General features: G+C 73.7%; 24 protein-coding genes and 1 riboswitch. Of the genes, 7 read left to right on the top strand and 17 right to left on the bottom strand.

Annotated elements, in window-relative coordinates:
- Positions 1-159: 159 nt before the first annotated feature.
- The 3 genes from IE264_RS15980 to IE264_RS15970 are packed head-to-tail and all read left to right on the top strand — an operon-like array spanning position 160 to position 3,995.
- The gene (locus IE264_RS15980; protein ID WP_078657349.1) at positions 160-1,521 is read left to right on the top strand and encodes a bifunctional o-acetylhomoserine/o-acetylserine sulfhydrylase; all 1,362 of its coding nucleotides are present in this window, start codon (positions 160-162) and stop codon (positions 1,519-1,521) included.
- A gap of 3 nt (positions 1,522-1,524) precedes the next feature.
- Entirely contained in the window at positions 1,525-2,724 is a 1,200-nt protein-coding gene (gene metX, locus IE264_RS15975; protein ID WP_051821694.1) for a homoserine O-acetyltransferase MetX, read from the top strand.
- Positions 2,721-3,995, top strand: a complete 1,275-nt coding sequence (locus IE264_RS15970; RefSeq protein ID WP_032754198.1) for a sulfite oxidase — start codon at positions 2,721-2,723, stop codon at positions 3,993-3,995. Before metX ends, IE264_RS15970 begins: the two co-directional genes overlap by 4 nt.
- Positions 3,996-4,001: 6 nt before the next feature.
- Here the strand turns inward: IE264_RS15970 and IE264_RS15965 are convergent, their stop codons facing one another.
- Positions 4,002-4,766: an adenosylcobinamide amidohydrolase gene (locus IE264_RS15965; protein WP_051821693.1), complete on the bottom strand. Its 765-nt coding sequence runs from the start codon at positions 4,764-4,766 to the stop codon at positions 4,002-4,004.
- A 218-nt stretch (positions 4,767-4,984) separates the two neighbouring features.
- On the opposite strand from IE264_RS15965, the gene IE264_RS15960 reads away from it, so the two are divergent.
- Positions 4,985-5,980, top strand: coding sequence for a PRC and DUF2382 domain-containing protein (locus tag IE264_RS15960; RefSeq protein ID WP_032754195.1), 996 nt, complete (start codon positions 4,985-4,987; stop codon positions 5,978-5,980).
- A 141-nt stretch (positions 5,981-6,121) separates the two neighbouring features.
- Here IE264_RS15960 and IE264_RS15955 read toward each other — a convergent pair whose 3' ends face one another.
- From IE264_RS15955 to IE264_RS15900, 12 genes are all read right to left on the bottom strand, one after another.
- Complete coding sequence (locus IE264_RS15955) at positions 6,122-6,901, bottom strand: ABC transporter ATP-binding protein (protein ID WP_015606869.1); 780 nt, start codon at positions 6,899-6,901, stop codon at positions 6,122-6,124.
- A complete protein-coding gene (locus IE264_RS15950; RefSeq protein WP_043974111.1) occupies positions 6,898-7,941 on the bottom strand; it encodes a FecCD family ABC transporter permease in 1,044 nt (347 codons plus the stop codon). The genes IE264_RS15955 and IE264_RS15950 overlap by 4 nt, the downstream gene beginning before the upstream one ends.
- 53 nt (positions 7,942-7,994) lie before the next feature.
- Complete coding sequence (locus tag IE264_RS15945) at positions 7,995-9,044, bottom strand: ABC transporter substrate-binding protein (RefSeq protein ID WP_032754192.1); 1,050 nt, start codon at positions 9,042-9,044, stop codon at positions 7,995-7,997.
- A 62-nt stretch (positions 9,045-9,106) separates the two neighbouring features.
- Positions 9,107-9,293: riboswitch (cobalamin riboswitch) on the bottom strand.
- A 96-nt stretch (positions 9,294-9,389) separates the two neighbouring features.
- A complete protein-coding gene (locus IE264_RS15940; RefSeq protein WP_032754190.1) occupies positions 9,390-10,613 on the bottom strand; it encodes a beta-ketoacyl-[acyl-carrier-protein] synthase family protein in 1,224 nt (407 codons plus the stop codon).
- On the bottom strand, positions 10,610-10,891 hold the full coding sequence (locus IE264_RS15935; RefSeq protein WP_229887555.1) for an acyl carrier protein: 282 nt from the start codon (positions 10,889-10,891) through the stop codon (positions 10,610-10,612). The genes IE264_RS15940 and IE264_RS15935 overlap by 4 nt, the downstream gene beginning before the upstream one ends.
- Before the next feature lie 131 nt (positions 10,892-11,022).
- Positions 11,023-13,035 (bottom strand): acyl-CoA dehydrogenase family protein, encoded by a 2,013-nt coding sequence (locus IE264_RS15930; RefSeq protein WP_190167661.1) that lies wholly within the window; start codon positions 13,033-13,035, stop codon positions 11,023-11,025.
- 74 nt (positions 13,036-13,109) lie between these two features.
- Positions 13,110-14,366: a beta-ketoacyl-[acyl-carrier-protein] synthase family protein gene (locus IE264_RS15925; RefSeq protein ID WP_032754184.1), complete on the bottom strand. Its 1,257-nt coding sequence runs from the start codon at positions 14,364-14,366 to the stop codon at positions 13,110-13,112.
- The gene (locus IE264_RS15920) at positions 14,350-15,390 is read right to left on the bottom strand and encodes a beta-ketoacyl-ACP synthase 3 (RefSeq protein ID WP_032754182.1); all 1,041 of its coding nucleotides are present in this window, start codon (positions 15,388-15,390) and stop codon (positions 14,350-14,352) included. Before IE264_RS15920 ends, IE264_RS15925 begins: the two co-directional genes overlap by 17 nt.
- Before the next feature lie 247 nt (positions 15,391-15,637).
- On the bottom strand, positions 15,638-16,609 hold the full coding sequence (locus IE264_RS15915) for a carbohydrate kinase family protein (protein ID WP_032754180.1): 972 nt from the start codon (positions 16,607-16,609) through the stop codon (positions 15,638-15,640).
- Positions 16,610-16,728: 119 nt separating this feature from the next.
- Positions 16,729-18,150: an MFS transporter gene (locus IE264_RS15910; RefSeq protein WP_032754178.1), complete on the bottom strand. Its 1,422-nt coding sequence runs from the start codon at positions 18,148-18,150 to the stop codon at positions 16,729-16,731.
- Complete coding sequence (locus tag IE264_RS15905; RefSeq protein WP_032754176.1) at positions 18,147-18,818, bottom strand: ArsR/SmtB family transcription factor; 672 nt, start codon at positions 18,816-18,818, stop codon at positions 18,147-18,149. Before IE264_RS15905 ends, IE264_RS15910 begins: the two co-directional genes overlap by 4 nt.
- 78 nt (positions 18,819-18,896) lie before the next feature.
- On the bottom strand, positions 18,897-19,454 hold the full coding sequence (locus IE264_RS15900) for a PadR family transcriptional regulator (RefSeq protein WP_015606880.1): 558 nt from the start codon (positions 19,452-19,454) through the stop codon (positions 18,897-18,899).
- A 126-nt stretch (positions 19,455-19,580) separates the two neighbouring features.
- On the opposite strand from IE264_RS15900, the gene IE264_RS15895 reads away from it, so the two are divergent.
- Positions 19,581-20,006 (top strand): nuclear transport factor 2 family protein, encoded by a 426-nt coding sequence (locus IE264_RS15895; protein ID WP_015606881.1) that lies wholly within the window; start codon positions 19,581-19,583, stop codon positions 20,004-20,006.
- Between the two features lie 6 nt (positions 20,007-20,012).
- Here the strand turns inward: IE264_RS15895 and IE264_RS15890 are convergent, their stop codons facing one another.
- Positions 20,013-20,882, bottom strand: a complete 870-nt coding sequence (locus tag IE264_RS15890) for a substrate-binding domain-containing protein (RefSeq protein WP_032754174.1) — start codon at positions 20,880-20,882, stop codon at positions 20,013-20,015.
- 226 nt (positions 20,883-21,108) lie between these two features.
- On the opposite strand from IE264_RS15890, the gene IE264_RS15885 reads away from it, so the two are divergent.
- Together IE264_RS15885 and IE264_RS15880 are read left to right on the top strand one after the other, a co-directional pair.
- Positions 21,109-21,948, top strand: coding sequence for a M12 family metallo-peptidase (locus IE264_RS15885; RefSeq protein ID WP_032754171.1), 840 nt, complete (start codon positions 21,109-21,111; stop codon positions 21,946-21,948).
- Positions 21,949-22,012: 64 nt separating this feature from the next.
- Entirely contained in the window at positions 22,013-23,023 is a 1,011-nt protein-coding gene (locus IE264_RS15880) for a zinc-binding dehydrogenase (protein WP_032754169.1), read from the top strand.
- Here the strand turns inward: IE264_RS15880 and IE264_RS15875 are convergent.
- The 3 genes from IE264_RS15875 to IE264_RS15865 all read right to left on the bottom strand — a co-directional run bounded on the left by IE264_RS15875 (position 23,007) and on the right by IE264_RS15865 (position 25,626).
- Complete coding sequence (locus IE264_RS15875; protein ID WP_015606885.1) at positions 23,007-23,933, bottom strand: YihY/virulence factor BrkB family protein; 927 nt, start codon at positions 23,931-23,933, stop codon at positions 23,007-23,009. The genes IE264_RS15880 and IE264_RS15875 overlap by 17 nt on opposite strands.
- A 198-nt stretch (positions 23,934-24,131) precedes the next feature.
- Entirely contained in the window at positions 24,132-24,449 is a 318-nt protein-coding gene (locus tag IE264_RS15870) for a cupin domain-containing protein (RefSeq protein WP_015606886.1), read from the bottom strand.
- Positions 24,450-24,618: 169 nt separating this feature from the next.
- Positions 24,619-25,626, bottom strand: a complete 1,008-nt coding sequence (locus IE264_RS15865; RefSeq protein ID WP_015606887.1) for a LacI family DNA-binding transcriptional regulator — start codon at positions 25,624-25,626, stop codon at positions 24,619-24,621.
- Positions 25,627-25,729 lie beyond the last annotated feature (103 nt).

Here is a 25,729-nt window from a genome sequence, read left to right as displayed (position 1 = left end):
GCGTTGCCGCCGTATTGCAGGTTCATGGCCAGGCGGGCGACACGCTTCCGGGCCGGTCCGGCACGTCCTACGGTCCGTAATCAGCCCGTCGCCACCCCGGGCTTCCGCCGACCGGCGGACGTACGCCGTACGGCGACCGAACCACGTGCGAGGAACCACATGAGCCAGCCCCTCGACTCCGTCACCGCAGGCCACACCCCCGAGGACGTCAACCGGCAGGAACCCGGCGCCGCCTGGTCGTTCGAGACCAAGCAGATCCACTCCGGGGCCGCCCCGGACCCGACGACGGGCGCCCGCGCGGTGCCGATCTACCAGACGTCGTCGTTCGTCTTCCGCGACACCCAGCACGCCGCCGACGTGTTCTCCCTCGCCGAGCCCGGCAACATCTACACCCGTATCCACAACCCCACGCAGGACGTGCTGGAGCAGCGCATCGCCGCGCTGGAGGGCGGTGTCGCCGCCGTGGCGCTCGCCTCCGGCCAGGCGGCCGAGACCCTGGCGCTCCTGACACTGGCGGGATCGGGTGACCACATCGTCTCCTCGCCCTCCCTCTACGGCGGCACCTACAACCTCTTCCGCCACACGCTGCCCCGGTTCGGCATCGAGGTGACGTTCGTCGAGGACCCGGAGGACGTGGCCGCGTGGCAGGCCGCCGTCCGGCCCAACACGAAGGCGTTCTTCGCCGAGACGCTCGGCAACCCGCGCGGCGACGTGCTGGACATCCGTGCGGTGGCCGACGCCGCGCACGCCGCCGGGGTCCCGCTGATCGTGGACAACACCGTGCCGACGCCGTTCCTGCTGCGGCCGATCGAGCACGGCGCGGACATCGTCATCCACTCCGCTACCAAGTTCCTCGGCGGGCACGGCACGACCATCGGCGGGGTCGTCGTGGACGGCGGCACCTTCGACTTCGGTGCGCACGCCGAGCGGTTCCCCGACTTCCACGAGCCCGACCCGAGCTACCACGGACTGCGGTACTGGCCGGCGCTGGGCCCGGGCGCCTTCGCCATCAAGCTCCGCGTCCAGCTGCTGCGGGACCTGGGCCCGGCGCTGTCGCCGCACTCGGCGTTCCTGCTGCTCCAGGGCGTCGAGACGCTGAGCCTGCGGCTGGAGCGGCACACCTCCAACGCGCTGGAGCTGGCCCGCTGGCTGGAGCAGCGCGACGAGGTGGAGACCGTGCACTACGCGGGTCTCCCGTCGAACCGCTGGTACGAGGCGGGGCAGCGCTATCTTCCGCGCGGCACCGGAGCGGTGCTGGCCTTCGAGCTGAAGGGCGGGGCCGCGGCGGGCAAGCAGTTCGTGGACGCGGTCGAGCTGTTCAGCCACCTCGCCAACATCGGTGACGTACGGAGCCTGATCATCCACCCGGCGTCCACCACGCACAGCCAGCTGACCGAGGAGCAGCTGATCGCCACCGGTGCCACGCCGGGCCTGGTGCGGCTGTCGGTCGGCCTGGAGAACGTGGCCGACCTCAAGGCCGACCTGGAAGCAGGGTTCCGGGCCGCGAAGGCGGCGTCCTGAACCGTGGCGCCGCGCCCACCGCACTTCCCCTCCCTCCGGCCTCCGGCCTCCGGCGGCCGGAGGGAGGGGGATCCGCCCGGTCGTCGCCGTTGGGCGGCGATCGAGGACCCGCTGCCCCTGGAGTCCGGCGTCCGGCTACCGGGGGTGCGCCTGGCGTACGAGACCTGGGGGCAGCGGGCGGCGGACGGTTCCAACGCCGTACTGGTCCTGCACGCCCTGACGGGCGACAGCCATGCGGCCGGGCCGGCCGGACCCGGTCACCCCGCCCCCGGCTGGTGGGACCCGCTGGTCGGGCCGGGCCGGGCGCTCGACACCGACCGGTGGTTCGTCGTCGCCCCGAACGTGCTGGGCGGCTGCCAGGGCAGTACGGGCCCCTCTTCCCCGGGGCCCGACGGAGCGCCCTGGGGCTCCCGGTTCCCGTATCTGACGGTACGGGACCAGGTGGCGGCCGAGGCGGCGCTGGCCGATGTGCTGGGCATCGGCCGGTGGGCGGCCGTGGTCGGGGGCTCGATGGGCGGTATGCGGGCCCTGGAGTGGGCGGTGAGCAGGCCGGAGCGCACCGGTTCGCTGCTGGTGCTCGCCGCTCCGGCCGCCGCATCCGCCGAGCAGATCGCCTGGGGCTCGGTGCAGATCGGCGCCATCCGCTCCGACCCGGGGTGGCGGGGCGGCGACTACCACGGCGCCCCGCCCGGCGGCGGTCCGCACCGGGGCCTCGGCCAGGCGCGCCGCATCGCCCACATCACGTACCGCAGCGAGCCCGAGCTGGGCTCCCGTTTCGGCGGTGAGCCGCAGCCGGGCGAGGAGCCGGGACGCGGCGGGCGCTACCGGGTGGAGTCGTATCTCGACCACCACGCGCAGAAGCTGGTGCGCCGGTTCGACGCGGGCAGCTATGTGGCGCTCACCGAGGCGATGAACGGGCACGACGTCGGCCGCGGCCGGGGCGGGACCGCCCGTGCGCTGCGCCGGGCGGACATGCCCGCGCTGGTCGTGGGCGTCGACTCGGACCGGCTGTACCCGCCGTCCCAGCAGGGGGAGTTGGCGGCACTGCTGCCGGGTTCCGATGCCCTGCGGCTCGTCAACTCCCCGTACGGCCATGACGGTTTCCTGATCGAGACCGGCCAGGTGGACTCCTTCGTAAGGGAGTTGCTCCCGCCACCATCTCCACTCACCCCGTCCCCCCTTCTCCGCGAGGAGCTTCCATGAGCCCGCTTCCCCCACCGTCCGAGGACGCCTACGACCGGATACGGCTGCGGCAGTGGTCCGCCGGAGCAGCGCGCTCCGCCGGGATCGACCGCCGCGATCTGCTGAAGCTCGTCGCGGCCGCGTCGGCCGCCGTGCCGCTGGCCTCGGTCGCCGCCCCGGTACGGGCGGCAGCCGCCCCGGCGGCCGACGGTCTGCCCGGAGTCGTCAAGCCGCTGCCCCCGGAGCTGTTCACGCTGCGCGGCACCAACGCGGAGACGAACTTCGCCGCGCTGAAGGGCACCGGACTGCTCACCCCCGCCGACCGGTTCTTCGTCCGCAACCACACCGCCACCCCGCGGATCGACCGGGACACCTGGAAACTGACGGTCTGGGGCGACGGGCTCAAGGGCGGCCCGGTGGAGTTCGGTTACGCGGATCTCCTGCGGCTGCCCTCGGTGACCCGTACCGCGTTCGTGGAGTGCGCGGGCAACGGGCGCAGCTTCTTCGCCTCGCAGCAGGGGCAGACGGTCAGCGGTACCGCGTGGACGCTCGGGGCGATCGGTACGGCCCGCTGGCGCGGGGTGCGGCTGGGGGATGTGCTGCGCCGGGCCGGGATCGGACGGCACGCGGTGGATGTGCTGCCGCGCGGCCTGGACGCCGAGGTCGTCACGGACGGCGTGAACCTGGGGCGGGTGCGCCGGCCGCTGCCGGTGGCGAAGGCGCTGGACGATGTGCTGCTCGCGTACGAGATGAACGGCGAGCCGCTGCCGCCCGACCACGGGTATCCGGTCCGGGTGATCGCGCCGTCGTGGGTGGGCATCGCCAACATCAAGTGGGTCGGTGACATCGAGGTGAGCGCCGAGCCGCTGCTCACCCCGTGGAACACCGGCCTCTACCGGCTGTTCGGTCCCGGACATCCGCCGGAGGGCAGCGCCCCGCTGACCCGGCAGACGCTGAAGAGCGCGTTCGAGCTGGCGCAGGGCGCCTCGTTCCGCGCTCTTCGCCGTACGGTGCTGACCGGCCGTTCCTGGTCGGGCGGCGCGCCGGTGAAGTCGGTGGAGGTCAGCACCGACGGCGGTCGGCGCTGGCGGCGGGCCCGGCTGCACGACGAGCCCCGGGCCGGGAGCTGGGTGCGGTGGTCGGCGGACTGGGTGCCGACGCAGAAGGGCGCGACGGAGCTGCTGGCCCGGGCCACGGACCGGTCGGGGCGTACGCAGCCGAAGGCGACGGCGCACAACACGCAGGGGTACCTGTTCGACGCGGTGGTGCGGCATGCCGTGACGGTGGTCTGAGCCCCGTCACCGCGCTGTACGGGCCCCCGCCAGTACGGCCGTGTGCACGGCGCGGGCGATCCGCGCGCCCCAGGCGGAGCGGGGTCCGGCGAAGGGTTCGCCGCCGTCGGGCCCCGGCTCGGGGGCGGCGACGCACACGGCGTCCGTGGGGGTGCCCGAGCAGTCGAGTCCGGCGTCCAGGAGGGCCTGCACCTTGGCCTCGGTGGCGGTGGCGACGGCGTTGACCAGGGCGGCGTCGGAGAGCGCGGTGGGGAGCGTGACGACGATGTTGACCGTGCCCGGCCGGTGCGGGGCGTGGGTGGCGCTCGCGGGGGCCGCCGCCCAGCCCCGTACGCCCAGGCCCGTGGTGACGGTCGCGGTGACACCGCCGTCGTGGCCGGTCGTGTACGCGGCGACCTCGGCGGCGGTCATCAGCCCGGCGCCCGGGCCGCTGAGCCCCTCGGCGGCGGCGATCTCGGCGAGGTGGCGGTCCGGGTCGAGGCGTGGGTAGCCGCCGGGGACCTGGGCGTTGAGGATCCAGGCGCGGGGGCCGATGCCGCCGCCGAGCACCGCGCTGCTGCAGACCCGCAGGGAGGGGGCCAGCCGCCAGACGAGGTGGTGGAGGTGGTGTCCGTCCTCGTGCCGGTCGCGCAGTTCCGCGCGCAGTTCACCGGCCGGTTCCCTGCGCCGGGCGGGCAGCTGGACGCGTACGGAACGGATGGCGCACCCCTGGTGGCTCGGCGGGACCGGCGGTGGCCCGTCCTCCCGGGGCTGCCGTGCTCCGCCGATCATATGCGGGCCCCGTATCCGCTCACCCGATTGGCCTAACTGATCCGGGGGCCGCCCAGCGCCCTCGTACGGGGCCAGGAGGGACCGCCGGGCCTCCGGGGCCCCTTCGGCCGGGTGGCCGGGCGGTTGCAGCGTCCAACCGGGTGAGGCGCGATGGAAGCCGGACGTGCCACATCTGGTGGAGCCACCCACAGGGCGCGCCCAGCGAGGAGGGTTCGGTTATGGGAGCCGCTGACGGTTTCACGGATTCCGGAGAGCTCGACGGTCTGACCGTGTACGACAACGAGGGCGAGAAGGTCGGCAGTGTGGGCCGGGTGTACGTCGACGACGACACCGGCAAGCCCGACTGGGTCACGGTCAAGACCGGCATGTTCGGCATGAAGGAGAGCTTCGTACCGCTCGCCGGGGCCCGTCGAGTGGGCTCCGACCTGCACGTCTCGCACTCCAAGGACACGGTCAAGGAGGCGCCCCGCGTGGACGCGGACGCGCACCTCTCCGTCGCCGAGGAGGAGGAGCTCTACCGGCACTACGGCCTGACCAGGAAGTCCGGCAACCTCGGTGACACCGGCAAGGGCACCGGCACCGGTGCCGACGCCCGGACAGTCGCCGGAACGGGCGCCATGGGCGCGGCCGGTGCGGGTGCGGCAGGTGCGGCCCGTGGCACGGGCACGCCGCCAAACGCCAAGGCGACCGGAGCAGCAGGCATGGCCGGTACGGGCAAGCACCGCGACACGGACATGTCCGCCACGTCCCGTCCGCTGGCGGGCGCCGGAGCGGGGACGTCCCGGGCCGCCGACCTGAGCGGCAAGGAGGAGATGATCCGCTCCGAGGAGCAGCTGCACGTCGGTACGGAGGAGTACGAGAGCGGCCGGGCGAGGCTGCACAAGTACGTGGTGACCGAGGAGGTCACCCGGTCCGTGCCGGTCTCCCACGAGGAGGTGCGGGTGGTCCGCGAGCCGCTGCGGCCCGGCGAGAAGGTGACCGGCACCACGGACTTCGGCGAGCAGGACGTGGAGGTCACCCTGCACGCGGAGCGCGCCACCGTCCGCAAGGAGGCCGTCCCGGTGGAGCGGGTCCGCCTGGAGACCAACAAGGTCACCGAGCAGAAGGAAGTCTCCGCCGAGATCCGCAAGGAGAAGATCGACTACGGCGACGGCAAGGACATGGACACCGGCAAGGACACCGGTGGCGAGTTCGGCCAGGGACGCCGTCGCTGACGGCGTACCCCCTTCGGCGGCCGGAAGGCCGCTCCCATGTCCTCGGCCTCCGGGCGGGCCCGTGCGAACGGGTCCGCCCGGAGGGCTGTGCGGGGCGGGGCCGGGTCGCCGGCGGTCAGCGGCGCGGCCCTGGCCTCGCGGTCAGCGGCGCGGCAGGAACCGTACCGAGGGACGTCCGTCCGGCCCGTCCGGGGTGACGACCGCCCGGACCCCGTAGACGTCCTCGATGAGTTCCTCGGTGATGACCTCGGCCGGGGTGCCGCCCGCGACCACCCGGCCCGCCTTCATCACGGTGATCCGGTCGCAGAACATCGCGGCGAGGTTGAGGTCGTGCAGGGCGATGACGCTGGTGAGGGGCAGTTCGGCGACCAGGGCGAGCAGTTCCAGCTGGTGCTGGATGTCCAGGTGGTTCGTCGGCTCGTCCAGGAGGAGTTCGCGGGGCTGCTGGGCCAGTGCGCGGGCGATCTGGACGCGCTGGCGTTCGCCGCCGGACAGGGTGTGCCAGGACTGGGCGGCCCGGTCCGCGAGGCCGGTGCGCCGCAGGGCGTCGGTGACGGCCTCCTCGTCCGCGCGGTCCGGGGCGGACCAGGCGCGGCGGTGCGGGATGCGGCCGAGGCGTACGACGTCCAGGACGCTGAGGTCGACCTGGGTGACGGCGTGCTGGTCGACCACGGCGATCCGGCGGGCCACGGTGCGGCGGCCGAGACCGGCGAGGGGGTCGCCGTCGAGGGTGACGACGCCGGTGTCGGGGGCGAGGAGGCCCGCGAGGATCCTCAACAGGGTCGATTTGCCCGAGCCGTTGGGGCCGAGCAGTCCGACGGTGGCGCCGGGCGGCGGGGTGATGTCCACCCCGTCGAGGATGAGCCGGCCGCCGGCCGCCCGGCCGACCCGCTCGGCGCGCAGGCCCGTGGAAGCGCTCATGACGTACTCCGGGTGCGGTACAGGACGAGGACGAACGCGGGGACGCCGATCAGCGCGGTGACCACGCCGACGGGCACCTCCTGCGGGTCCAGGACCGTGCGGGCGAGGGTGTCGACCCAGACCAGGAAGACGGCCCCGGCGAGTGCGGTGACCGGCAGCAGCCGCCGGTGCCCGGAGCCGGTGAGGGCGCGGGCCGCGTGCGGGAGCACCAGGCCGACGAAGCCGATCGCCCCGGCCGAGCTGACGAGGGCCGCGGTCAGCAGGGCGGTGGTGCACAGCAGCACGATCCGGGTGCGGGCTACATTGACGCCGAGCGCGGCGGCGGCGTCCTGCCCGAAGGCGAAGGCGTCGAGCGTACGGGCGTGGGCCAGGCAGACCACCAGGCAGCCGGCGAGGACGGCGGTGCAGAGGGCGACCTCGCTCCAGCCGACGCCGCTGAGCGAGCCGAGGAGCCAGAACAGCACCCCGCGGGTCTGCTCGGCGTCGGCGGAGGTCATGACGACGAAGGAGGTCAGGGCGGAGAAGAGCTGCATCGCGGCGACCCCGGAGAGCACCACCCGGTCGGTGGTGGCGCCGAGGGTGTGGCTGAGGAGCATGACCAGGGCGAACGAGCAGATGGCCCCGGCGAAGGCCCCGGCCGACAGCGACACCGCTCCCCCGCCGACGCCGAGGACGACCACCACGACCGCCCCCGTGGAGGCCCCGGAGGAGACGCCGAGGACGAAGGGGTCGGCGAGCGGGTTGCGCAGCAGGGACTGCATCACCGTGCCGCACACCGCGAGTCCCGCGCCGCACACGGCGGCGAGCAGGGTGCGGGGCATGCGCAGGTTCCAGATGATGCCGTCCCGGATCGGGCTCAGCTCCGATGCGCCGAAGCCGAGGTGGGAGGCGACGGCGGACCAGACGTCGGGGACGGAGATCCGGGCGGGCCCGATCGTGACGGCGACGGCGACGGAGAGCAGCAGGAGCAGGAGTCCGCCGGTCCAGATCAGCGCCTGGACCGGCGCGCCGACCCGCCGTACCTCAGTGGGCCGCTCCACCGTCGGGCTGCCGCCGCTCACCTCGCGAGCCTTCACCGTCGGATGCCCGCCGCTCACCCCGTGAGCCCGAAGTCGCGCAGCCCGGCGGCGACGCGCTCCAGTCCCTCGACGGTCCGGATCGTGGGGTTCATGGCCTGGCCGCTGAGCAGCACGTACCGGCGGTTCTTCACGGCGTCCATGGTCTTCGTGACCGGGTTGGACTCCAGGAACTCGATCTTCTTCTCGGCGCTCTCGGCGGTCTGGATCGTGCGGCTCAGGTCGCCGATGACCAGGACGTCGGGGTTGCGGTCGGCGACGGTCTCCCAGCTGATCTGGGGCCATTCGTCGTGGGTGTCGTCGAAGACGTTCTTCGCGCCGAGCTCCCGGGTGATGACGCCGGGGGCGCCGCAGCAGCCCGCGAGGTAGGGGGCCTTGGAGTCGGAGAACCAGTAGAGGAGGGAGGCGTTCGAGGCGTCGATGCCGTCGGTGGCCTTCGCCACCCGGGCCCGGAGCTTCTCCACCAGGGCGTCGCCGCGCTCGGGGACGCCGAACACCTGGGCCAGTTCGCGGACTTCGGTGTAGACGCTGTCCATGGTGAGGGGCTCGGTACGGGCTCCGTCGCCGCCACCGCTGTTGTCCTTGCCGATGCAGTCGGCGGGCGAGATGTAGGTGGGGACGCCCAGCTTCTCGAACTGTTCGCGGGGGGCGACACCGCCCTTGGCGAGGGTGGAGGCGAAGGAGGCGCTGAGGAAGTCGGGCTCCTTGTCGAGGACCTTCTCCGAGGAGGGCCGGTTGTCGGAGATGCGCTCGACGCCCGCATTGGCCTTCTCCAGGCCCTTCATGACCGGGTCGCTCCAGGTGGCGGTGGCCGCGATCCGGTCGGCGAGGCCGAGGGAGAGCAGGATCTCCGTCGAGCCCTGGTCGACCGAGACGGCCCGCTGGGGCGGCGCCTTCACGGTGACGGTGCGCCCGCAGTTCTTGAGGGTGAGCGGAAAGCCGTCGGCCTTGTCGCCGCCGTCGGCGGACGGGGCGGTGGATCCGCCGCCGCAGGCCGTGAGCAGGACGAGTCCCGCCACGAGCAGGGCGGCGGGGCGTATCGGGGCAGGGGTGGCCTTGGACAGCACGGAGGACCTCGGTGTCTCTGGGCCCAGCCGCGGAGCCCGTCGTACGGTTCCCGTGCCCCCGGTGCGGGGCGCGGGTGCCAGCAGGTCTTCGGACTCGGGTTCGTCCGGGCGGGACGCCTTCCCGGAGCACGTGTGTGCTCCAGTGGCCGTGGCCCCGCCCGTCCCCCTCACCGCTGCGCGTCAGTTCCGGTCTCGCACCGGATTCCCTGACCCCGTCGCTGGGGTTCGACTGGCCCCGGCAAGCTATCACGGGCCTTCGCGCAGCTCAGAGCCAGTGCGTGTACCGGTCCCTGCCGGGCCGGTGCGGCGCGGGATCGTCCCGCCGCACCGGCCCGGCCGCCCCTTTTACGGAGCCTGCAGGGCGATCACCGCGTTCTGTCCGCCGAACCCGAAGGAGTGGCTGACGGCCCGTCGTACGGGCAGCTCACGCGGGATCTTGGTGACGCAGTCGATGGCGAACCCGGGGTCAGGGGCGTCCAGGTTCGCGATCGGCGGGACGATGCCGTGCTGGAGCGTCAGGACGGTCAGCCCCGCCTCGATGGCACCGGCCGCCCCCATGCAGTGGCCCAGGACGCCCTTGGGGGCGGTGACGGGCGGCCGGTGCGGGTAGGCCCGGCCGATGAGAGCGGCTTCCGTCGCGTCGTTAAGAGGGGTCGAGGTCCCGTGCGCGTTGACGTGGTCGACGTCCTCGGCCCGCCAGCCCGCGTCGGCCAGTGCCGCGTCCACGGCGGCCTGGGCGACCGCCCCGGAGGGGTGCGGACTGGTGGGGTGGTGGGCGTCGGTCGTGGCGCCGGTGCCGGCCAGCAGCGCCCGGGGGACCGCTCCCCTGGCGCGGGCGTCGTCGACCCGCTCCAGGACCATGATCGCGGCGCCTTCGCCCATGACGAGCCCGGCCCGGTCGGCGGCGAAGGGACGGCAGAGACGGGCGGGGTCCCCGTCCCGCAGCGCCGCCGCGCCCGAGCGGGCGAAGCCGGTCATGGCGACCGGGAAGACGATCGACTCGGTGGCTCCGGCGATCGCGATGTCGCACTGCCCGAGCGCCAGCATGTCGCGGGCCACCGAGAGGGCGGTCACCCCGGAGGAACAGGCGGTGCACGGTGCCAGGCTGGGGCCCGTGGCCTTCATCTGGATGGCGATCTCGGCCGCGGGCATGCTCGGGATGGTGAGCAGGATGCCCGAGGGCGAGGTGGCCTCGGGGCCGCGCCGCTCCAGGGCGACGGCCTGTTCGGTGAGTCCGGCGGATCCCCCGCTGCTGGTGCCGACGACGACGGCGACGCGGGCGCCGTCCCAGTGGGCGGGGTCGAGCCCGGCATCGGTCACCGCCTCCCGGGCGGCGAGGACGGCGAACTTGACGTACCGGCCCATGCGGAAGGCGGTGCGGCCGCCGACCGCCCCGTCCAGGTCGATGCCGGTGACCGTACAGGCGAAGTCGACGGCGCAGCCGTGCAGTTCGGGGACGGTGCGCGCGAAGGACTCGCCGCGGCAGATCCCGTCCCAGGTGGTGTCGGTGGTGTGGCCGGCCGGGGTGATCATCCCCAGGCCGGTGACGGCGATGGCGGGTCGGTTCATCGGGTGTTGCTCACCGGCACCGCACTGCCTGCCGCCTCGCCGCCGACGGCCACGTCGATGAACGCGGAGATGTCGGCGAGCGTGGCGTCCTTGTAGAGCTTCTCGGAGTCGGCGGCGACGCCCAGGGTCTCCTTGATGATGACGGCGAACTCGGCGACCGCCAGGGAGTCCATCTCCAGGCTGTCCATCGTGGACTCCGGCAGGATTTCGGCTGCGGGCACCTTGAACGTCTCGGTCAGCACCTCGGTGATCTTCGGGTGGATGGTCTGGGTCTTCACGGTGTTTCCTCTCATCGACAGCTCATCGACTGCTCGTCGGCAGCGCATCGGCGGCTCGTCGGCAGCTTCACGAACGGCGGGTAGTTGAACGCAACCCCACCGCCCGATGTAACTGGATGACGATCTTCCGGTTACGCCCTGGGGCGAACCGATTCGTCTACGCTCACCTGCGACTTCTCGAACCACCGGGAGAGCACGGACGTGGTTCCCCAGTACGCCAGCAGCACTCCGCGGGTACCGAGCGCCGCCACCTTCTCGCGCAGCGGACGCCGTTTGCTGCCACAGACGGGCCGCCGGAAGTCCACCGTGCGGCCCCCGACCCCGGCCCTGCGGTGCCGGTGCCAGGACCCCTCCGGATCGTCGTAGGCGTCCGCGTAACCGGGTCCGGCGATCGGCCAGTCCGACATCAGGCGTTCCGGCAGCGCGAACGACTTCACCAGCGCGGGGGCGTGCCGGGCGACGGTCGCGATGAGCCGCTCCACCGCGTCGGGCAGCGAGGACACCTGTTCGGCGGTCAGCCGTCCGGCGGCCAGCAGGTCACCGCTGTTGCGGGCGACCCACTGGAGGGCGAAGAGCCGGTGCAGTTCGGTCAGCCGCTCACGGGCCGGCCCCCCGGGCAGGGCGGTCGCGGCCTGCGCGTACGCCTCGCTCGCCTGCCGGTAGCCGTACGCCTCCACCCCGCGCAGCGCAGGACCCGATGCGGCGTTCCACCGGCCGAGCGGGTCACCGGCCGGGGCGGCGCTGATCCGATCCCGGGCGCGGTCGAACCAGATGTCCTCCACCGCCGCGAGCAGTCGGCCGAGGAAGCGCGGGTCGTCCAGCTCGCCGGGCCCCTCCTCCTCGTCCTCGTCCCGGACCGTGACGCTGAACAGCATCTCGGCGGCGGCCTTGGCGTGGACGGCGAGGTTGTCGCCCTCGGCGGTGATCGCGCCCTCGATGCCGGTGAACAGCTCGGTCATGCCGTTGTTCTCCAGCAGCCCCTGCGCCCCGCACCGCTCCCGGCACTCGACGATGACCTCCCGCGCCCGCCAGGTGATCCACCCCTTGGCTACGGCGACCAGCCGCTCGGCCTCGTCCCGGTCGGGTGCGGGGGCGGACTCCCAGCGGTCCAGGGCCCTGCGGTGGAGGAGGCTCATCGCGAAGACGGTGGCCATCGCCCCGGCCAGCGGGCCGTGGTGGGTGCGGTGGGCGTAGACCGGCACCCGCTGCGCGCCCCGCGATCCGGAGACCAGCCGGTGTCCGGCGTACCGCACGGCGATGGCGAGGGTGACCCGGGCGGAGCCGACCGCGCAGGCGCTCATGGAGAGCTTGCCGGGGGTGACGCGCCCGATGGAGAGGAGGAACCGCCTTCTGCGGTTGGCCAGTTCGCTGGTGAACCGCCCGTCCTCGCCGATCCGCCCCTGCTCCCCGGCGAGCAGGGCCTCGCGCGGGACGAAGTACCGGTCGAAGGAGGTGAGGCAGTGGTCGACCGGGGAGCCCATGCGGGCGGGCAGCCGCCGTACCCGTACGCCGGGCAGGGCGTCGAGGTCGTCGGTGAGCGGGGCGAGGAAGAGGAAGACCCCGTGGTCGGTTCCGTCGGCGAGGAGCCGGGCGGCCACCACGCCGGTCTTGGGGCCCCCGGCGGGGCTGGTGTTGGGCATGAACTTCTGGGCCCCGGCGTGCGGGGTGTGCAGGACGAAGCCGTCGCGTTCGCGGTCGTACGTCGCGGTCGTCTCGACGGCCGCCGCGTCGTTGCCGTGCGCCACCTCCGTACAGAGGAAGGTGCCGATGGACCGCAGCTCCAGGAAGTCCGAGAGGTCGCGCGGTGTACCGGGGTCGTGGTCGAGGAGGGAGCCGAGGAAGAGGTTGTAGTGGATGCCCGCGACGGTGGTCAGTGCCGGGTCGACGGGGCCGAGCCATTCGTGCAGGGCGGCCAGCGCGCGGGGGTCCGCGGCCAGCCTCGCGCCGCTGTCGAGCGTGTCGTTGAGGATGCGCAGGCGGTGGTAGGAGAGGGCGAGCCGCTCGTCGGGCGTACCGCCACCGGAGCGCCGAAACGGTTCTGTTGTGAGCAGCCGCCGCCAGAATCCGTGCTCCTGGAGGAAGTTGTCGCCGTAGAGGACTCGGGTGAGCTGATCACTGGTGGACGGCTGGGCCGGTTCATGCATGGATACGGTCACGACAGAGTAACGATCAAGGAACGGCGAGGACACCCCTCGCCGTTCCGAACGGCCCTGCCGGGTCAGGTGCGTTGGAAGGCGAGCGCCACGTTGTGCCCGCCGAAGCCGAAGGAGTGGCTCACCGCCCGCTCGACCCGCTGGTGGCGGGGTTCCTTCACCACGCAGTCGAGCGGGAAGGCGTCGGGGAGGGAGTCCAGATTGGCGATCGGTGGGACAAGGGAACGTTCCAGGGTCAGGACGGTGGCGACCGCCTCGATCGCGCCCGCCGCCGCGAGGGTGTGGCCGATGACGCCCTTGGGTGCGGTGACCGACGGACGGTGCGGGAAGAGCCGGGAGATGAGGGTGGTCTCCATGGCGTCGTTGAGGGGGGTGGAGGTGCCGTGGGCGTTGATGTGGTCGACATCGACCGGCACCCAGCCCGCCTGGTCGAGGGCCGACTGCACCGCGCGCTGGGCGCCGCGCCCGTCGGGGGCCGGGGCGGTGGGGTGGTGGGCGTCCGTGCTGGACCCGGCTCCGGTGAGCAGGGCGCGGGCCCGGCCGCCCCGGGCGCGGGCCGTCTCCTCGCGCTCCAGGACGAGCATGGCGGCGCCCTCGCCGATCACGAAGCCGTCCCGGTCGGCGGCGAACGGCCGGGACGCGCCCGCCGGATCGGCGGTACGGGTGGAGAGCGCGCCCATCCGGGCGAAGGCGGTCACCACCAGCGGGGTCAGCACCGACTCGGCGCCCCCGGCCACCACCACGTCACAACTGCCGCCGAGCAGCAGATCGCGGGCGACGGCGACGGCGGTGGCCCCGGAGGCGCAGGCGGTGGCGGGCGCGAGGCTCGGGCCGCCCGCCTTCAGGGCGATGGCGACCTCGCCCGCCGCCGCGTTGGGGATCATCATCGGGACGAGCAGCGGGGAGACGGCCTCGGGGCCCGAGGCCGCCATCCTGGCGGCGTTGTCCACGAGGACGGAGACGCCCCCGACACCGACGCCGAGCACCACGCCGACCCGGCCGCCGTCCCATACCGCCGGGTCGAGACCGGCGTCGGCGACGGCCTGCCGGGCCGCGACGACGGCCAGTTTCACGAACCGGGCCATCCGCCACACCGAGCGGCCGCCGACCGCCTCGTCCAGGTCGATGGAGTCGACCGGGCAGGCGAAGTCGACCGGGAGACCGGCCAGTTCCTCGCAGTGCCGGGCGGTGGAGTGCCCGGAGCACAGCCCCTCCCAGAAGCTGTGCTCGTCAGCCCCTGCGGGTGTCACCAGGCCGACCCCCGTCACCGCGATGGCGGTGCCGGCGCCGGCTCCGGTGCCCTGATCAGCGGACTGCGACATGCTGTGTTCCTTCCGTAGAATCCGTGGAAATGGTCTGCGGGGTCCCCGGCCAGCGAAGTGCCGCCGAACCCCAGGTCAATCCGCCCCCGAACGCGGTGAGCAGCACCCGGTCCCCGCGGTGCAGCACACCGCGCCCCGCCGCGTCGGCCAGGGCGAGGGGGATGGAGGCGGCGCCGGTGTTGCCGACCCGGTCCAGATGGGTGACGCACCGCTGCGGCCCGATGCCGACCCGGTCCGCGACGGCGCGCAGGATCCGGGCGTTGGCCTGGTGCGGCACGAAGTGGTCGACCTCGGCCGGTTCCCAGCCCACCCGCTCCAGCAGCGTCCGGCACGAGCCGGTCATCCGCTCGACGGCGTGCTGGTAGACGGTGCCGCCCTGCATGCGGAAGTACGCGTCCTGCGGCGCCGGTGGCTTCCCGTCCGCCCGGGCGCGGGCCCCGCCGCCGGGGACGGTGATCAGGTCGTAGCCGGTGCCGTCGCTGCCCAGGTCGAACGCGAGCAGCTCACCGGGGTCGCCGGTGTGCCCGGCCGCCACCAGGGCCGCGCCCGCCCCGTCGCCGAAGACGACACCGGCGGAGCGGTCGTCGGGGTCGAGCCAGGTCGAGTAGACGTCGGCGCCGACCAGCAGGATCCGCCCGTAGAGCCCCGAGGCGATCAGCCCGTGGCAGAGGGCTAGCCCGTAGACGAAGCCGCTGCACACGGCGGCGATGTCCAGCGCCGGTACGGTGCCGAGGCCGAGCCGGGCCGCGAGGGCGGGCGCGGTGCCGGGGCAGAGGTGGTCGGGGGTCGCGGTGGCGAGGACCACCGCGTCCACCGGGGACGACGGGGACGCCGTGGAGCCCGCGAGCAGCCGGGAGGCCGCCGCGTAGGCGAGGTCCCCGGTGGCGACCCCGGGTCCGGCGCGGTGCCGGCTGCCGATGCCGGTGCGGCGGCGGACCCAGGCGTCGTCGACGCCCCAGTCGACGGGGAGCCCCTCGTTGCCGACCGGCTCGCCCGGCACCCAGCCCGCCACGCTCTCCAGCACCGCCGCGCGCCCGCGCCCGCCCGCTAAGGCGCGCTCCTGCGCCTGCGGCCCCGTCCCGCTGCCCGCTGTCCGTCTGTTCGCCACCCGCTGCCCCGATCCCGTTGTCATACTGCGGCCGGTTGACGAACGGTGGGACGCCTGGCGAGGATGCGTTCGACTGGGCCGAACGGGTCATGACGGACTGTCAGTCGTGGCATATGGGTTTAAGCCGGGACTCGCGGGCCCCGGCCTGATTCGAACGCACATCCTATGGCGTGTCCGGCGGACCAGGCCGAGATACGCCGGACACGCCCTGGGAGAGCGCCTCGTGGAGTTCCGCCGCGTCCGGTGGGTTGGCGCCCGCCCGGGAGACGGTGACGGCGGCGGAGGCCACCGCGTGGCGCAGTACGCCGGCGACGGTGTCCCGGTCCACGGCGTGCAGCCGGTCCCGGGCCCCGGTGCCGAGGAGGCCCCGCCCGGCCAGGGCGTGGAGCGTGCCGGACATGAACGCGTCGCCCGCGCCCACGGTGTCCACGACGTCGACCGCGGCGGCCTCCACGGTGATCCGGCCGCCGGGCAGCACGGCCAGGGCCCCGTCGCCGCCCCGGGTCACGAGCACGACGGCGGGCCCGCGCTCCAGCCAGCGGGCGGCGACCTCCTCCGGCTCCTCCCCCGGATACAGCCACGCCAGGTCCTCGTCGCTCGCCTTGACCAGGTCGCTCAGCGCGACGCACTCCTCGACCCGGCGCACGGCGGCCGCGTGGTCGCCCATGAGGGCGGGCCGCACATTGGGGTCGTAGCTGACGGTCGCGGTGGCGCGGACGATGCGCACGATGTCGAGGACCGTGGCCGCGCCCGGCTCCACCACCGCGCCGATCGACCCGGTGTGCACATGGCCCGGCGCGGGTTCCACGGCGACCGGGGCGAGGGTCCAGGCGATGTCGAACGCGTACGAGGCCTGCCCGGCCCCGTCCAGGGTGACGGCGGCCGACGGGGTGGGGGCGGGCGCGCCGTCGGTGCGGAGGGTGACTCCGGCGGAGGCCAGGTGGTCCCGGATGAGCCGCCCGTTCGGGTCGGGGCCGAGCTGGGTGAGGAGGGTGGGGCGGTGGCCGAGCCGGGCCAGGCCGTAGGCGACGTTGGCGGGGCTGCCGCCGGGATGGACGCGGTCCTCCTGGTCCGGCAGCCGGACGATGTCGGCGACGCACTCGCCGACGACCAGCAGTTCGGTGTGGTCGAGCATGGGGGTGGATCTCCTCAACTGCTGTGACGTGGGTGTCCTGCATCCTCCGCACCCATTCAGCCCGATCCTGCCCCGTGGACGGAAGCCACCCGGGGCGTCGGGCACCGGCCGGTCACCGATCAGACGTCGGTACGGCCGAAACGGGCATCGACCGGCGCCTGCGCCAGGTCTGCCGCGCCCTTCGGGTACGGCTTCGCGGGGGCGGCCCGGCGGACCCAGCAGAGGGCTCCGGCCAGCACGACGGCGGCGGCCAGCAGCCAGGGCAGCGGGCCCGGCGGCAGGGTCCCGGCGGCCAGTCCGGCACCGGCGGCCACCAGTTGCAGGGCGAGCGACTGGATGGAGAGAGCGGTGGCGCGGCCCGAGGCGTCGACCCGGCGGTGCAGCAGGTCGTTCGCATTGGGGCTCGCGATCCCGAGCCCCAGGTACACCAGTCCGTAGCCGGTGACGGCGGCCGTCGTGGCGAGCGGAGTCGTCGAGCCGGTGCTGATGCCGAGCAGGGTGAGCCCCAGTGCCACGACCCCTCCGCCGGACAGCACCGCACGCTCACTGCTGTGGGTCAACCTGGCCGCCAGTGGCGCGAGTTGGCTGCCGAGGGCGGAGCACAGGAACCCGGCGCAGGCGAGCCCGGCGAAGAGCACGGCCCCCGATTCGGCCGTCCCCATGAGGGCCGCGGCCCGGCCCGGGGTGAGCAGTTCGACGGCTGCCAGTGCGGCCCCGGCGGCGCTCGCGGTCAGCAGGACGCGCCGGATCAAGCCGTCCCTGGCGCCGAGCCGGAGCCCGGCGGCGATGGCGGCGGGGACGCCTCCCACCACCCCGCGCAGGGTGGCCCGGGGACGGGGCGGTTCGGGCAGGGCGCTCAGCACGTAGAGGACGAAGACGACTTCGACCAGCGCGCCGAGGAGGGCGGGCACGGAGAGCGGGATGACGAGCCCGCCGGTCGCGCCGTTCAGCCACTCCCCCGCGCCGGGGCCGAGGCCCAGCAGCCAGGGCAGTCCGCCGCCGAGCAGGGTGCCGAGTGCGAGGGCGGCCGACATGGCGGCGCTGCCGCGCGCCAGGCCCGTACGGAGGTCGGCGTCGGGGCCCGCGTGGGCGTGGACGGTGTCGACGTACCAGGCCTCGGCGGGCCCGCTGGACAGGGCGCGGGCGCAGCCCATCAGGGCCATGCCGAGCGCGATGGCCCAGGCCGCCCCGGCGAGGCCGAAGAGGGTGAAGGCGGTGCAGTTGAGGAGCCCGGCGGCGGCCAGGACGGTACGGCGGCCGATGACGTCGGACAGGCCCCCGGTGGGCAGCTCCATCGCGGCGGCGGTGAGGGAGTGCACGGCGAAGAATCCGGCGATGGCGGCGAGGCCCATGCCCCGCTCGGTGAAGAGGAGCACCCCGGTCGCGATGGACATGCCGATGGGGAGCCAGAAGAGGAACGAGACCGCGACGAACCGGCGGCGAGCGGTCAGGGGGTCCAGGCCCCGCCCGGCGGGTGCGGGCGGGTGCGGTATCGCCGCTGCCTCCGCGGCGGACTCCGGGGTCCCGGTTCTGCCGCTCACGGGGCGCTCCCCTCGGCGTCGGCGTCCGGGTCGGCGGCGGCGGACGGGCCGCCGGGGGCGGACGAGGCATCGGAAGGGGCGGAGGGTTCCGGGGCCAGTGGTAGCCCGGCCGTGAACAGCACGACCTGCTCGGCTCGGGGGTCCCCCTCGTCGCGGGCGGCCAGTTCGGCCGTCTTCGCCTCGACCGCCTCCCACAGCTCGGTCAGCGACTGAGGGGTCAGCCGGGGCAGGGTGTCGCCCAGGCCCGCCGGCTCCTGCCAGGCGCTGTCGAGCCGCCCGCTCTCCAGGTCGGCCTCGTGCCGGGCCAGCGAGCGCTCCAGGTGTTCGAGCTGGCGGCGGCGCAGAGCGCTGAGCGCGGCCCGACCGCCGGGGGCGCGGTGCATGGCCTCGTTGCTCCACGAGGTGACGGCGTGCACGGACTTCCAGCGGCGTTCGCGGCTGTCGCGGTGGGCGGCCTCGGCGACGAACCCGTACTTGGCGAGCACCCGCAGGTGGTAGCTGGTGGAGGCCGACGACTCCCCCGTCCGCGCGGCCAGCTCGCTGGCGGTGGCCGGTCCGTGCTGCCGCAGCAGCCCGAGCAGCTCGATCCGCAGGGGGTGGGTGAGGGCCTTGAGCGCGGCTCCGTCGCGGTCGGGATCGAGTACGCGGCGGCTCGGTTCGCTGTCCATGGCAGCAGCGTAGGACGGCCCGCCCACTTTCCCAAAGTATTTTTGCAGAATATTTTTGGGAGAGTGTGCCGGACCCCGTCAGACGGCGGACCGGGCTCGCAGGACCGCGATGACCTCCCGGCACCAGTCCCGGTTGGCGCGCTCGAAGTCCAGCCCGCGGCGGCAGGTGAGATAGGGGCCGATCCGCTCGCCGTGGAGCAGGAACTCCCCCTCCGCCCGGTCTCCGCGCATCTTCTCCAGCAGCGCCTCGAACTGCTCGGCCTTGGCCTCGGAGAAGGCGGCCCGCTCGGCGAGCCGGGCGATCAGGTCGCCGGGGTCGAGGTGGTCGGCCGCCTGGACCTTGACGAGCAGGTCGTCCCGGATGAACGAGGGCTTGGCAGCTTCCGCGGCGAACCGCTCCAGCTCGGCGAGACCGCCGCCGGTGACCCGGAACAGCCGCTTGTTGGGCCGGGTGTCCTGGACGACCTCGCGCCCGGCGACCAGACCTTCCTTCTCCAGCCTGGTGAGCTCCGCGTACAGCTGCTGGGGCAGCGCGTGCCAGAAGTTGGCGACGCCCATGTCGAACGCCTTGGCCAGTTGGTAGCCGCTCAGCTCCTCGTCGAGCAGCGCCGCCAGCACGGCATGGCGCAGGGCCATCGGACCGCCTCCCTCTCCTGTCCACCTGCCCCTGTCCAGGAGCACGCGACCCATGATAGTCAGATAGGTGACTACTCATATTCATGAGTAGTCACCTATCTGGGCACCAGCCTTCGAGGAGACGCCATGACCACCGCAGTGGACCGCTTCCGCACCGCCGTCGACACCCGCGACCTCGCCGCCCTGGACGATCTGTTCACCGAGGACATCCGGCTCTACAGCCCGGTGAAGTTCACCCCGTTCGAGGGCCGGCCGATGGTGCTCGGACTCTTCGGGGTCCTCCTGCGGACCTTCGAGGACTTCCGTTACGTCGGAGAGTTCGCCGGCACGGCGCAGACCAGCGCCGACGGAGCCGAGGCCCCGGCCGCGGTCCTGCTCTTCCGGGCGACCGTGAACGGCAAGGAGATCCACGGCATCGACCTGGTCCACCTCGCCGAGGACGGGCGGATCAAGGAGTTCACCGTGATGGTCCGGCCCCAGTCCGCCGTGCACGCGCTCGGCGAGGCGGTCCTCGCCGGGCTGGTCGCCGACGGACTGGTCCCCGCCCCGTAGCGGCGGCTACCGCGCCGCGGCCGCCTCCAGCGCGTCCGCGACCAGGCCGAGGAACCGGGCGTGGTCGCGGGGACCGTACAGCGGCTCCGGGTTCCACGGCACGACCGGCGCCGATCCGTCCTCGCCTCCGCGCAGCTCGTCGAGCGGGGCGGCGTGGGCGCGGATGTCGGTGAGGATCACGTCGGGGCGCAGCGCGAAGGTCTCGGTGCGGCCGAGCGTGGACCAGTTGGCCCCGGGGCCGGGGGCCGGTTCCACGAGGTGGACGCCGAGTTCGGTGAGGACGCGCAGCTCGGGCCACATCCCGGGGCGGGCGACGTGGGCCTGGTCCGGTCCGGCCGGGGAGAGGGCGACCACGCGGGGCGCGCCGGCCGGGCCGGCGGCGAGGGTACGCAGCCGCTCCCGGGCGGCGTCGAGATCGGCGTCCGCGTCCGCGCGGTGCCCGGCGCCGAGCGAGCGGGCCAGTTCGGCGAACCGGTCACCGATCTCCTCGAACGTACGGGCCTGGCTCACGTCGATGACGACGACCGGAACCCGCTCCTCCAGCGGCTTGGCGGTCTCCGGCGCCAGCCCGTAGACATGGCCGCCGCCGTAGCTCACGGCGACCACCAGATCCGGCCGGCCGCTCAGCAGCCGCTCCACGTCCAGCGCACTGCCGGCCCCGGCGTACGCGACCTCGTCCAGCGGGAGCGTCCCGGTCTTGGCGCGGTCGGGGCCGGGGCCGTCGTGGTCCGAACCGAAGATCCCCTGCGGTCGGATCCCGAGGCCCCAGAGGGTCGCCCCGGCCTGGACATAGGCGAGCACCCGCTCGGGGCGCCGGGGGGCCGTCGACAGCTGACCCCGGTCGTCGGAGAAACGCCATTCGCTCTGTTCCGTCACGCCACACACGCCCCTCTGCCACCGACTGCCGTACCGCTTGCGCGAGTTCGTACAGGTGTACCTGCCCACCTCTTCCCCGCCACACCCCTCGGCCCGGCCCCAACCTTCGTACCACCCGGTATCCGACGCGACGGGCGGCCGTGTTCACCGAGTGTTAGAAAGGAGGCACGCTCGGCGATCCGGGCAGCCCCCTCCGCCCGCCCTCTCCGGATGGAGACAACTCCCCATGCGCGCACCCCTTTTGAAAGTGGCTCTGGCCGTCAGCCTCGCCGCCTCGCTCTGTTCCGCCCCGTTCTTCGTCGGGAGGTCGGCGAGCGCCCCGGCCGCCCCGGCGGCGGGAGCGGTGCGCTGCCCCGTCGTCGATGTGCTGGCGGTCTACACGCCCAAGGCGGCGGAGCGGCTCGGTGGCGAGCACCGGGTTCCGGCGTCGGCCCAGCGGATCGCGACCCGGATGAACCGCTCGCTGGCGGCGGACGGGCTCTGCGGCATCATCAGGGTCGTCCACCCCTACACGGCCCGGAGCTACGACGGTTCGGAGGAGTTCCGCGCCGCGTACGCCGTGCTGAAGGACCACACCTCGGGGCTCGGGCGGCAGGTGCACGAGCAGCGCGAACGGTACGGCGCCGATCTGGTGACGCTCGTCGTGGAGCGGTCCGAGCGGGGCGGCGGCACCGCTGACTACACCTCCGCCCTCGACAGCTCCACGCACGAGTACGCGTACGCGGTCGTCGAGGTCGACGGCATCGAGCTGGACTCGGCGAGCCACGAGATCGGGCACAACCTGGGCCTCGCCCACGACCGTACGACGCTGGCGACGGACGGCGGCGGTTCGATGAACGTGAGCCGCACCCGCCCGTACAACACCGGCTGGATCACCGAGGACGGGCGGCACTACACCCTCATGGCGTACCGCGCCTCGTGCGGTGCCCACTGCAAGCGGATCAGCCGGTTCTCCAGTGCGGAGGGGAGCTGGAAGGGGCACCGGCTCGGGGACGCATCGAACGACAGTGTGCGGGTGCTGCGCGAGACGATGCCGATCGTCGCCGGATACCGTTCGAAGGCCTGACCGGCCGGGCCCCGTCGCCCGCGACCGGGCCGAATCGTCACGCCGCCACGACAAGGACCCCGCCATGGACCGCATGCGCGCCGCGCGCCTGCACCTGCCCACGCGCACCCTCTCCGTCCAGGAGGTGGCGAAGCCCGTGCCGGGACCCGGCGAGGTGCTGGTGAAGGTGGGCGCCGCCGGGGTCTGTCTCTCCGATGTGCATCTCGTGGACGGCACGCTCACACCGCTGTACCTGGAGGGCGACTACGTCACGCTGGGCCATGAGGTCGCCGGGACCGTCGACACGCTCGGGCCCGGTGTCGACGGCTGGACGGCCGGTCAGCGGGTGGTCCTCCAAGCGGGCGAGCGGCGCGGCGGCCGTACCCATACGCGGGGTGTCGACTACGACGGCGGCTGGGCCGAGTACGCCCTCGCCACGGCCACCACCCTCGTCGCCCTGCCCGCCTCGCTCCCCCTCGACCAGGCCGCGATCATCCCCGACGCGGTCTCCACCCCCTGGGCGGCGGTGACCGGCACCGGTGACGTACGCCCGGCGCAGGCCGTCGGGGTGTGGGGCGCGGGCGGGCTCGGGGCGCACGCCGTACAGCTGCTGCGGGCCGTGGGCGCGTACCCGGTGATCGCGGTGGACCCGGCCTCCGCGGCCCGCGACCGGGCCCTGCACTTCGGGGCCGATCTGGCGCTGGACTCCGGCGACCCGCTGCTGCACGAGCGGGTGCTCGGGGCAACGGGCGGCGCGGGCCTGGAGGCGGCCTTCGACTTCGCGGGGGTGCCCTCCGTCCGTGAGCAGGCGCTGAGCGTGCTGGCACCGAAGGGGCGCCTGGTGCTGGTGGGGTTGAGCGACCAGCCGCTGACACTCGCCCACTCCACCCGGTTCAGCTACCTCCAGCACCGGATCCTGGGGCATTACGGCTCCGAGGAGCACCATGTGGCGCAGCTCGTCCGGCTCGCCGAGGGCGGGCGGCTGGACTTCTCCCGGTCGGTCACCGACGTACTGCCCCTGGAAGAGGTGGCGACGGCGGTGCGGCGGATGGAGACCAAGGAGGGCGACCCGGTCCGCCTCATCCTGCGGCCGTAGTGGGCTCCTTCTCCGGCTTCCGCTCCGGCTCCGGGCGGTCCAGCTCCACGTTGAACTGGGCGCCGGCGAGCAGGGAGAGGTTGGCGAACCAGACCCAGATCAGGAAGACCACCAGGCCGGCGAGGGAGCCGTAGAGCCTGCTGTAGCTGCCGACCTGGGTCGCGTAGAGGGCGAAGAGCGCCGATGCGGTGAGCCAGAGGAACGCGGCGAGCACCCCGCCGGGCAGGCCCCGGCGGATGCCGCGCGCGGAGCGGGGGCCGGTGCTGAAGAGGACCATGATCAGGCAGGCGACGAGGCAGAGCAGCACCGGCCACTTCAGGCCCGCCCACAGGGTCTCGCCCTCGTGGGGCAGGCCGACGCGGCGGCCGAGCCAGCGGGCCAGGGGGCCGGTCAGGACGAGGGCGAAGGCGCTGGTCATCAGGAGGACGAGCAGGCCGATCGCCGAGACGACGATGATGTGCGCCTGCCGCAGGGGCGGGCGGTTGTCCCGGACGCCGTGCATGGCGTGCATCGCGCGGCGGAAGACCGCGAGGTAGCTGCACGCGGACCACACGGCGCTCACGGACCCGGTCGCGACGAGCAGCCAGACGGCGGAGCGCTGCTCGGTCGCCGCCTCCAGCGGGCGGCGGAGCGCCTCACCGGACTCGGCGGGGGCGAAGGCGGTGATGTCGGCGATGAGGGCGGTGGTCGCGTCGGGGTTGGCGAGGCCGATCACGGAGACGGTGACGAGGAGGGCCGGGAGCAGCGCGAGGATGGCGTAGTACGTGAGGGCCGCGGCCCAGTCGGTGATGTCGTCGTTCCACAGCGAGACCGGGGTGCGGCGCAGGGCGCTGAGCCAGTGGCGCGGCGTGCGGGGGTGTCCGGCGGCGGGGGCGGTGCGTTCCGCGGCTGCGGCGGTCTGGGTGGGCAAGCTGGTTCTCCGGGGACGTGGTCGGACGCGGCGGGCGGGGTGCTCGTCCGACGGACGCCCCGGCTTCCCTCGATCCTCTCCTGCCACGTCGGCGCCCGGACACACCTGTCCGGGCCCACCGGGTGTCGCGGCCCTCGGAGGTCCTGGGAGTGCGGCCCGGACGCAGGCCCGGCACGTCGTGAGTGCGCGGCCCGGCGGTCAGTCGTTGACGGCCGTGAGCAGGACCACCGCGTCCTGGAGTGCCAGCAGCCCGTGCCGCTCCTGCGGGATCGGGTGGAGCGTTCCGGCCGGGAGGTCCGTGTCGCCGGAGTCGGCGGTGAGGCGGACCGTACCGCGGAGCACCAGGAGGGAGGCGGCGGGCGGCGCGTTGTGCTCGTCGAGCGCCGAGCCGGAGGTGAGCGCGATCACCGTCTGGCGCAGGGGCGGCTCCTGGATCAGGAGGTGCGCGCTCCGGCCGTGCGCGGAGGTCTTGGCGGCGGTCAGGTGCTCCTCGGCGAGTGCGTTGAGGTCATCCATGGTGCCCACTCTGCCGCAGCCCCTGCCGCCCCGCGATCCTGCCGGACACGGGGCGGCAGGGCGGATCGCAGGGCCTGGAGCGGGGCCACCAGATGACCGCAGGATTTCCCCGATGTTTCGCAATTGGTCGACAGCTGGACGCACAAGTCCGCGATCCGGGCGGGACAGGTCAGCGGGGAGCCTTCGCCGTCGAGCCGCGCACCACCAGCTCCGGCTCGAACAGCAGCTCCCCCGGCGGCACCGCGCCACCCTGGATGCCCGCGCAGAGCAGCTCGACGGCGGCCCGGCCCATGGCCTCGATCGGCTGCCGGATCGTGGTGAGCGGGGGTTCGGTGCAGCTCATGAAGGCCGAGTCGTCGAAGCCCACGACCGAGACGTCCGACGGCACCCCGAGGCCGCGCCTGCGGGCCGCCCGGACGGCACCGAGCGCGAGCGGGTCACTGGCGCAGATGATGCCGGTGACGCCCCGCTCCAGCAGGCGGGAGGCGGCCGCCTGGCCGCCCTCCAGGGAGAACATCGAGCGCTCGATGTTCTCCTCCGCCAGCTGCCCGCCGGTGGCCTCGGCCACCGAGCGCGCCGCCGCCAGCTTGCGGCGCGAGGGGACGTGGTCGGAGGGGCCGATCACCACGCCGATGCGCTCGTGGCCGAGTGAGGCCAGGTGGCGCCAGGCGCGCTCGATGGCGACCGCGTCGTCGCAGGAGACGCAGGGGAAGTCGAGCCCTTCTATGGGGGCGTTGATCAGCACGACGGGGATGCGCCGCTCGGCGAGCCGGTGGTAGTGCTCGTGGGCCTCGTCGGCCTGAGCGAAGAGCCCGCCGGCGAAGACCACCCCGGAGACCTGCTGCTGGAGCAGGAGGTCCACGTAGTCCGCCTCCGAGACCCCGCCCTTGGTCTGGGTGCAGAGCACCGGGGTGAGCCCCTGCTGGGCGAGGGCGCCGCCGATCACCTCGGCGAAGGCCGGGAAGATCGGGTTCTGCAGCTCGGGCAGGACGAGGCCGACCAACCGGGCCCGCTCACCCCGCAGTTGGGTGGGCCGCTCGTAGCCGAGGACGTCCAGGGCGGTCAGCACGGACTGCCGGGTGGTGCGGGACACCCCGGGCTTGCCGTTGAGCACCCGGCTCACCGTGGCCTCGCTGACCCCAACCTTCTTGGCAACCTGAGCAAGTCGTCGCGTCATGACCGCAAGGCTAACGTAAGCAATGCAAGTCTCCGACTTCCCGATGCAAGGAATGTACGCGGAAGGGGGCGCCTCCCGGCCAACGGGAAGCGCCCCTCACCCA

The sequence above is a fragment of the Streptomyces microflavus genome (assembly GCF_014650075.1).
Taxonomy (GTDB): domain Bacteria; phylum Actinomycetota; class Actinomycetes; order Streptomycetales; family Streptomycetaceae; genus Streptomyces; species Streptomyces microflavus.
This window is presented reverse-complemented; position numbering and strand designations above follow the sequence as displayed.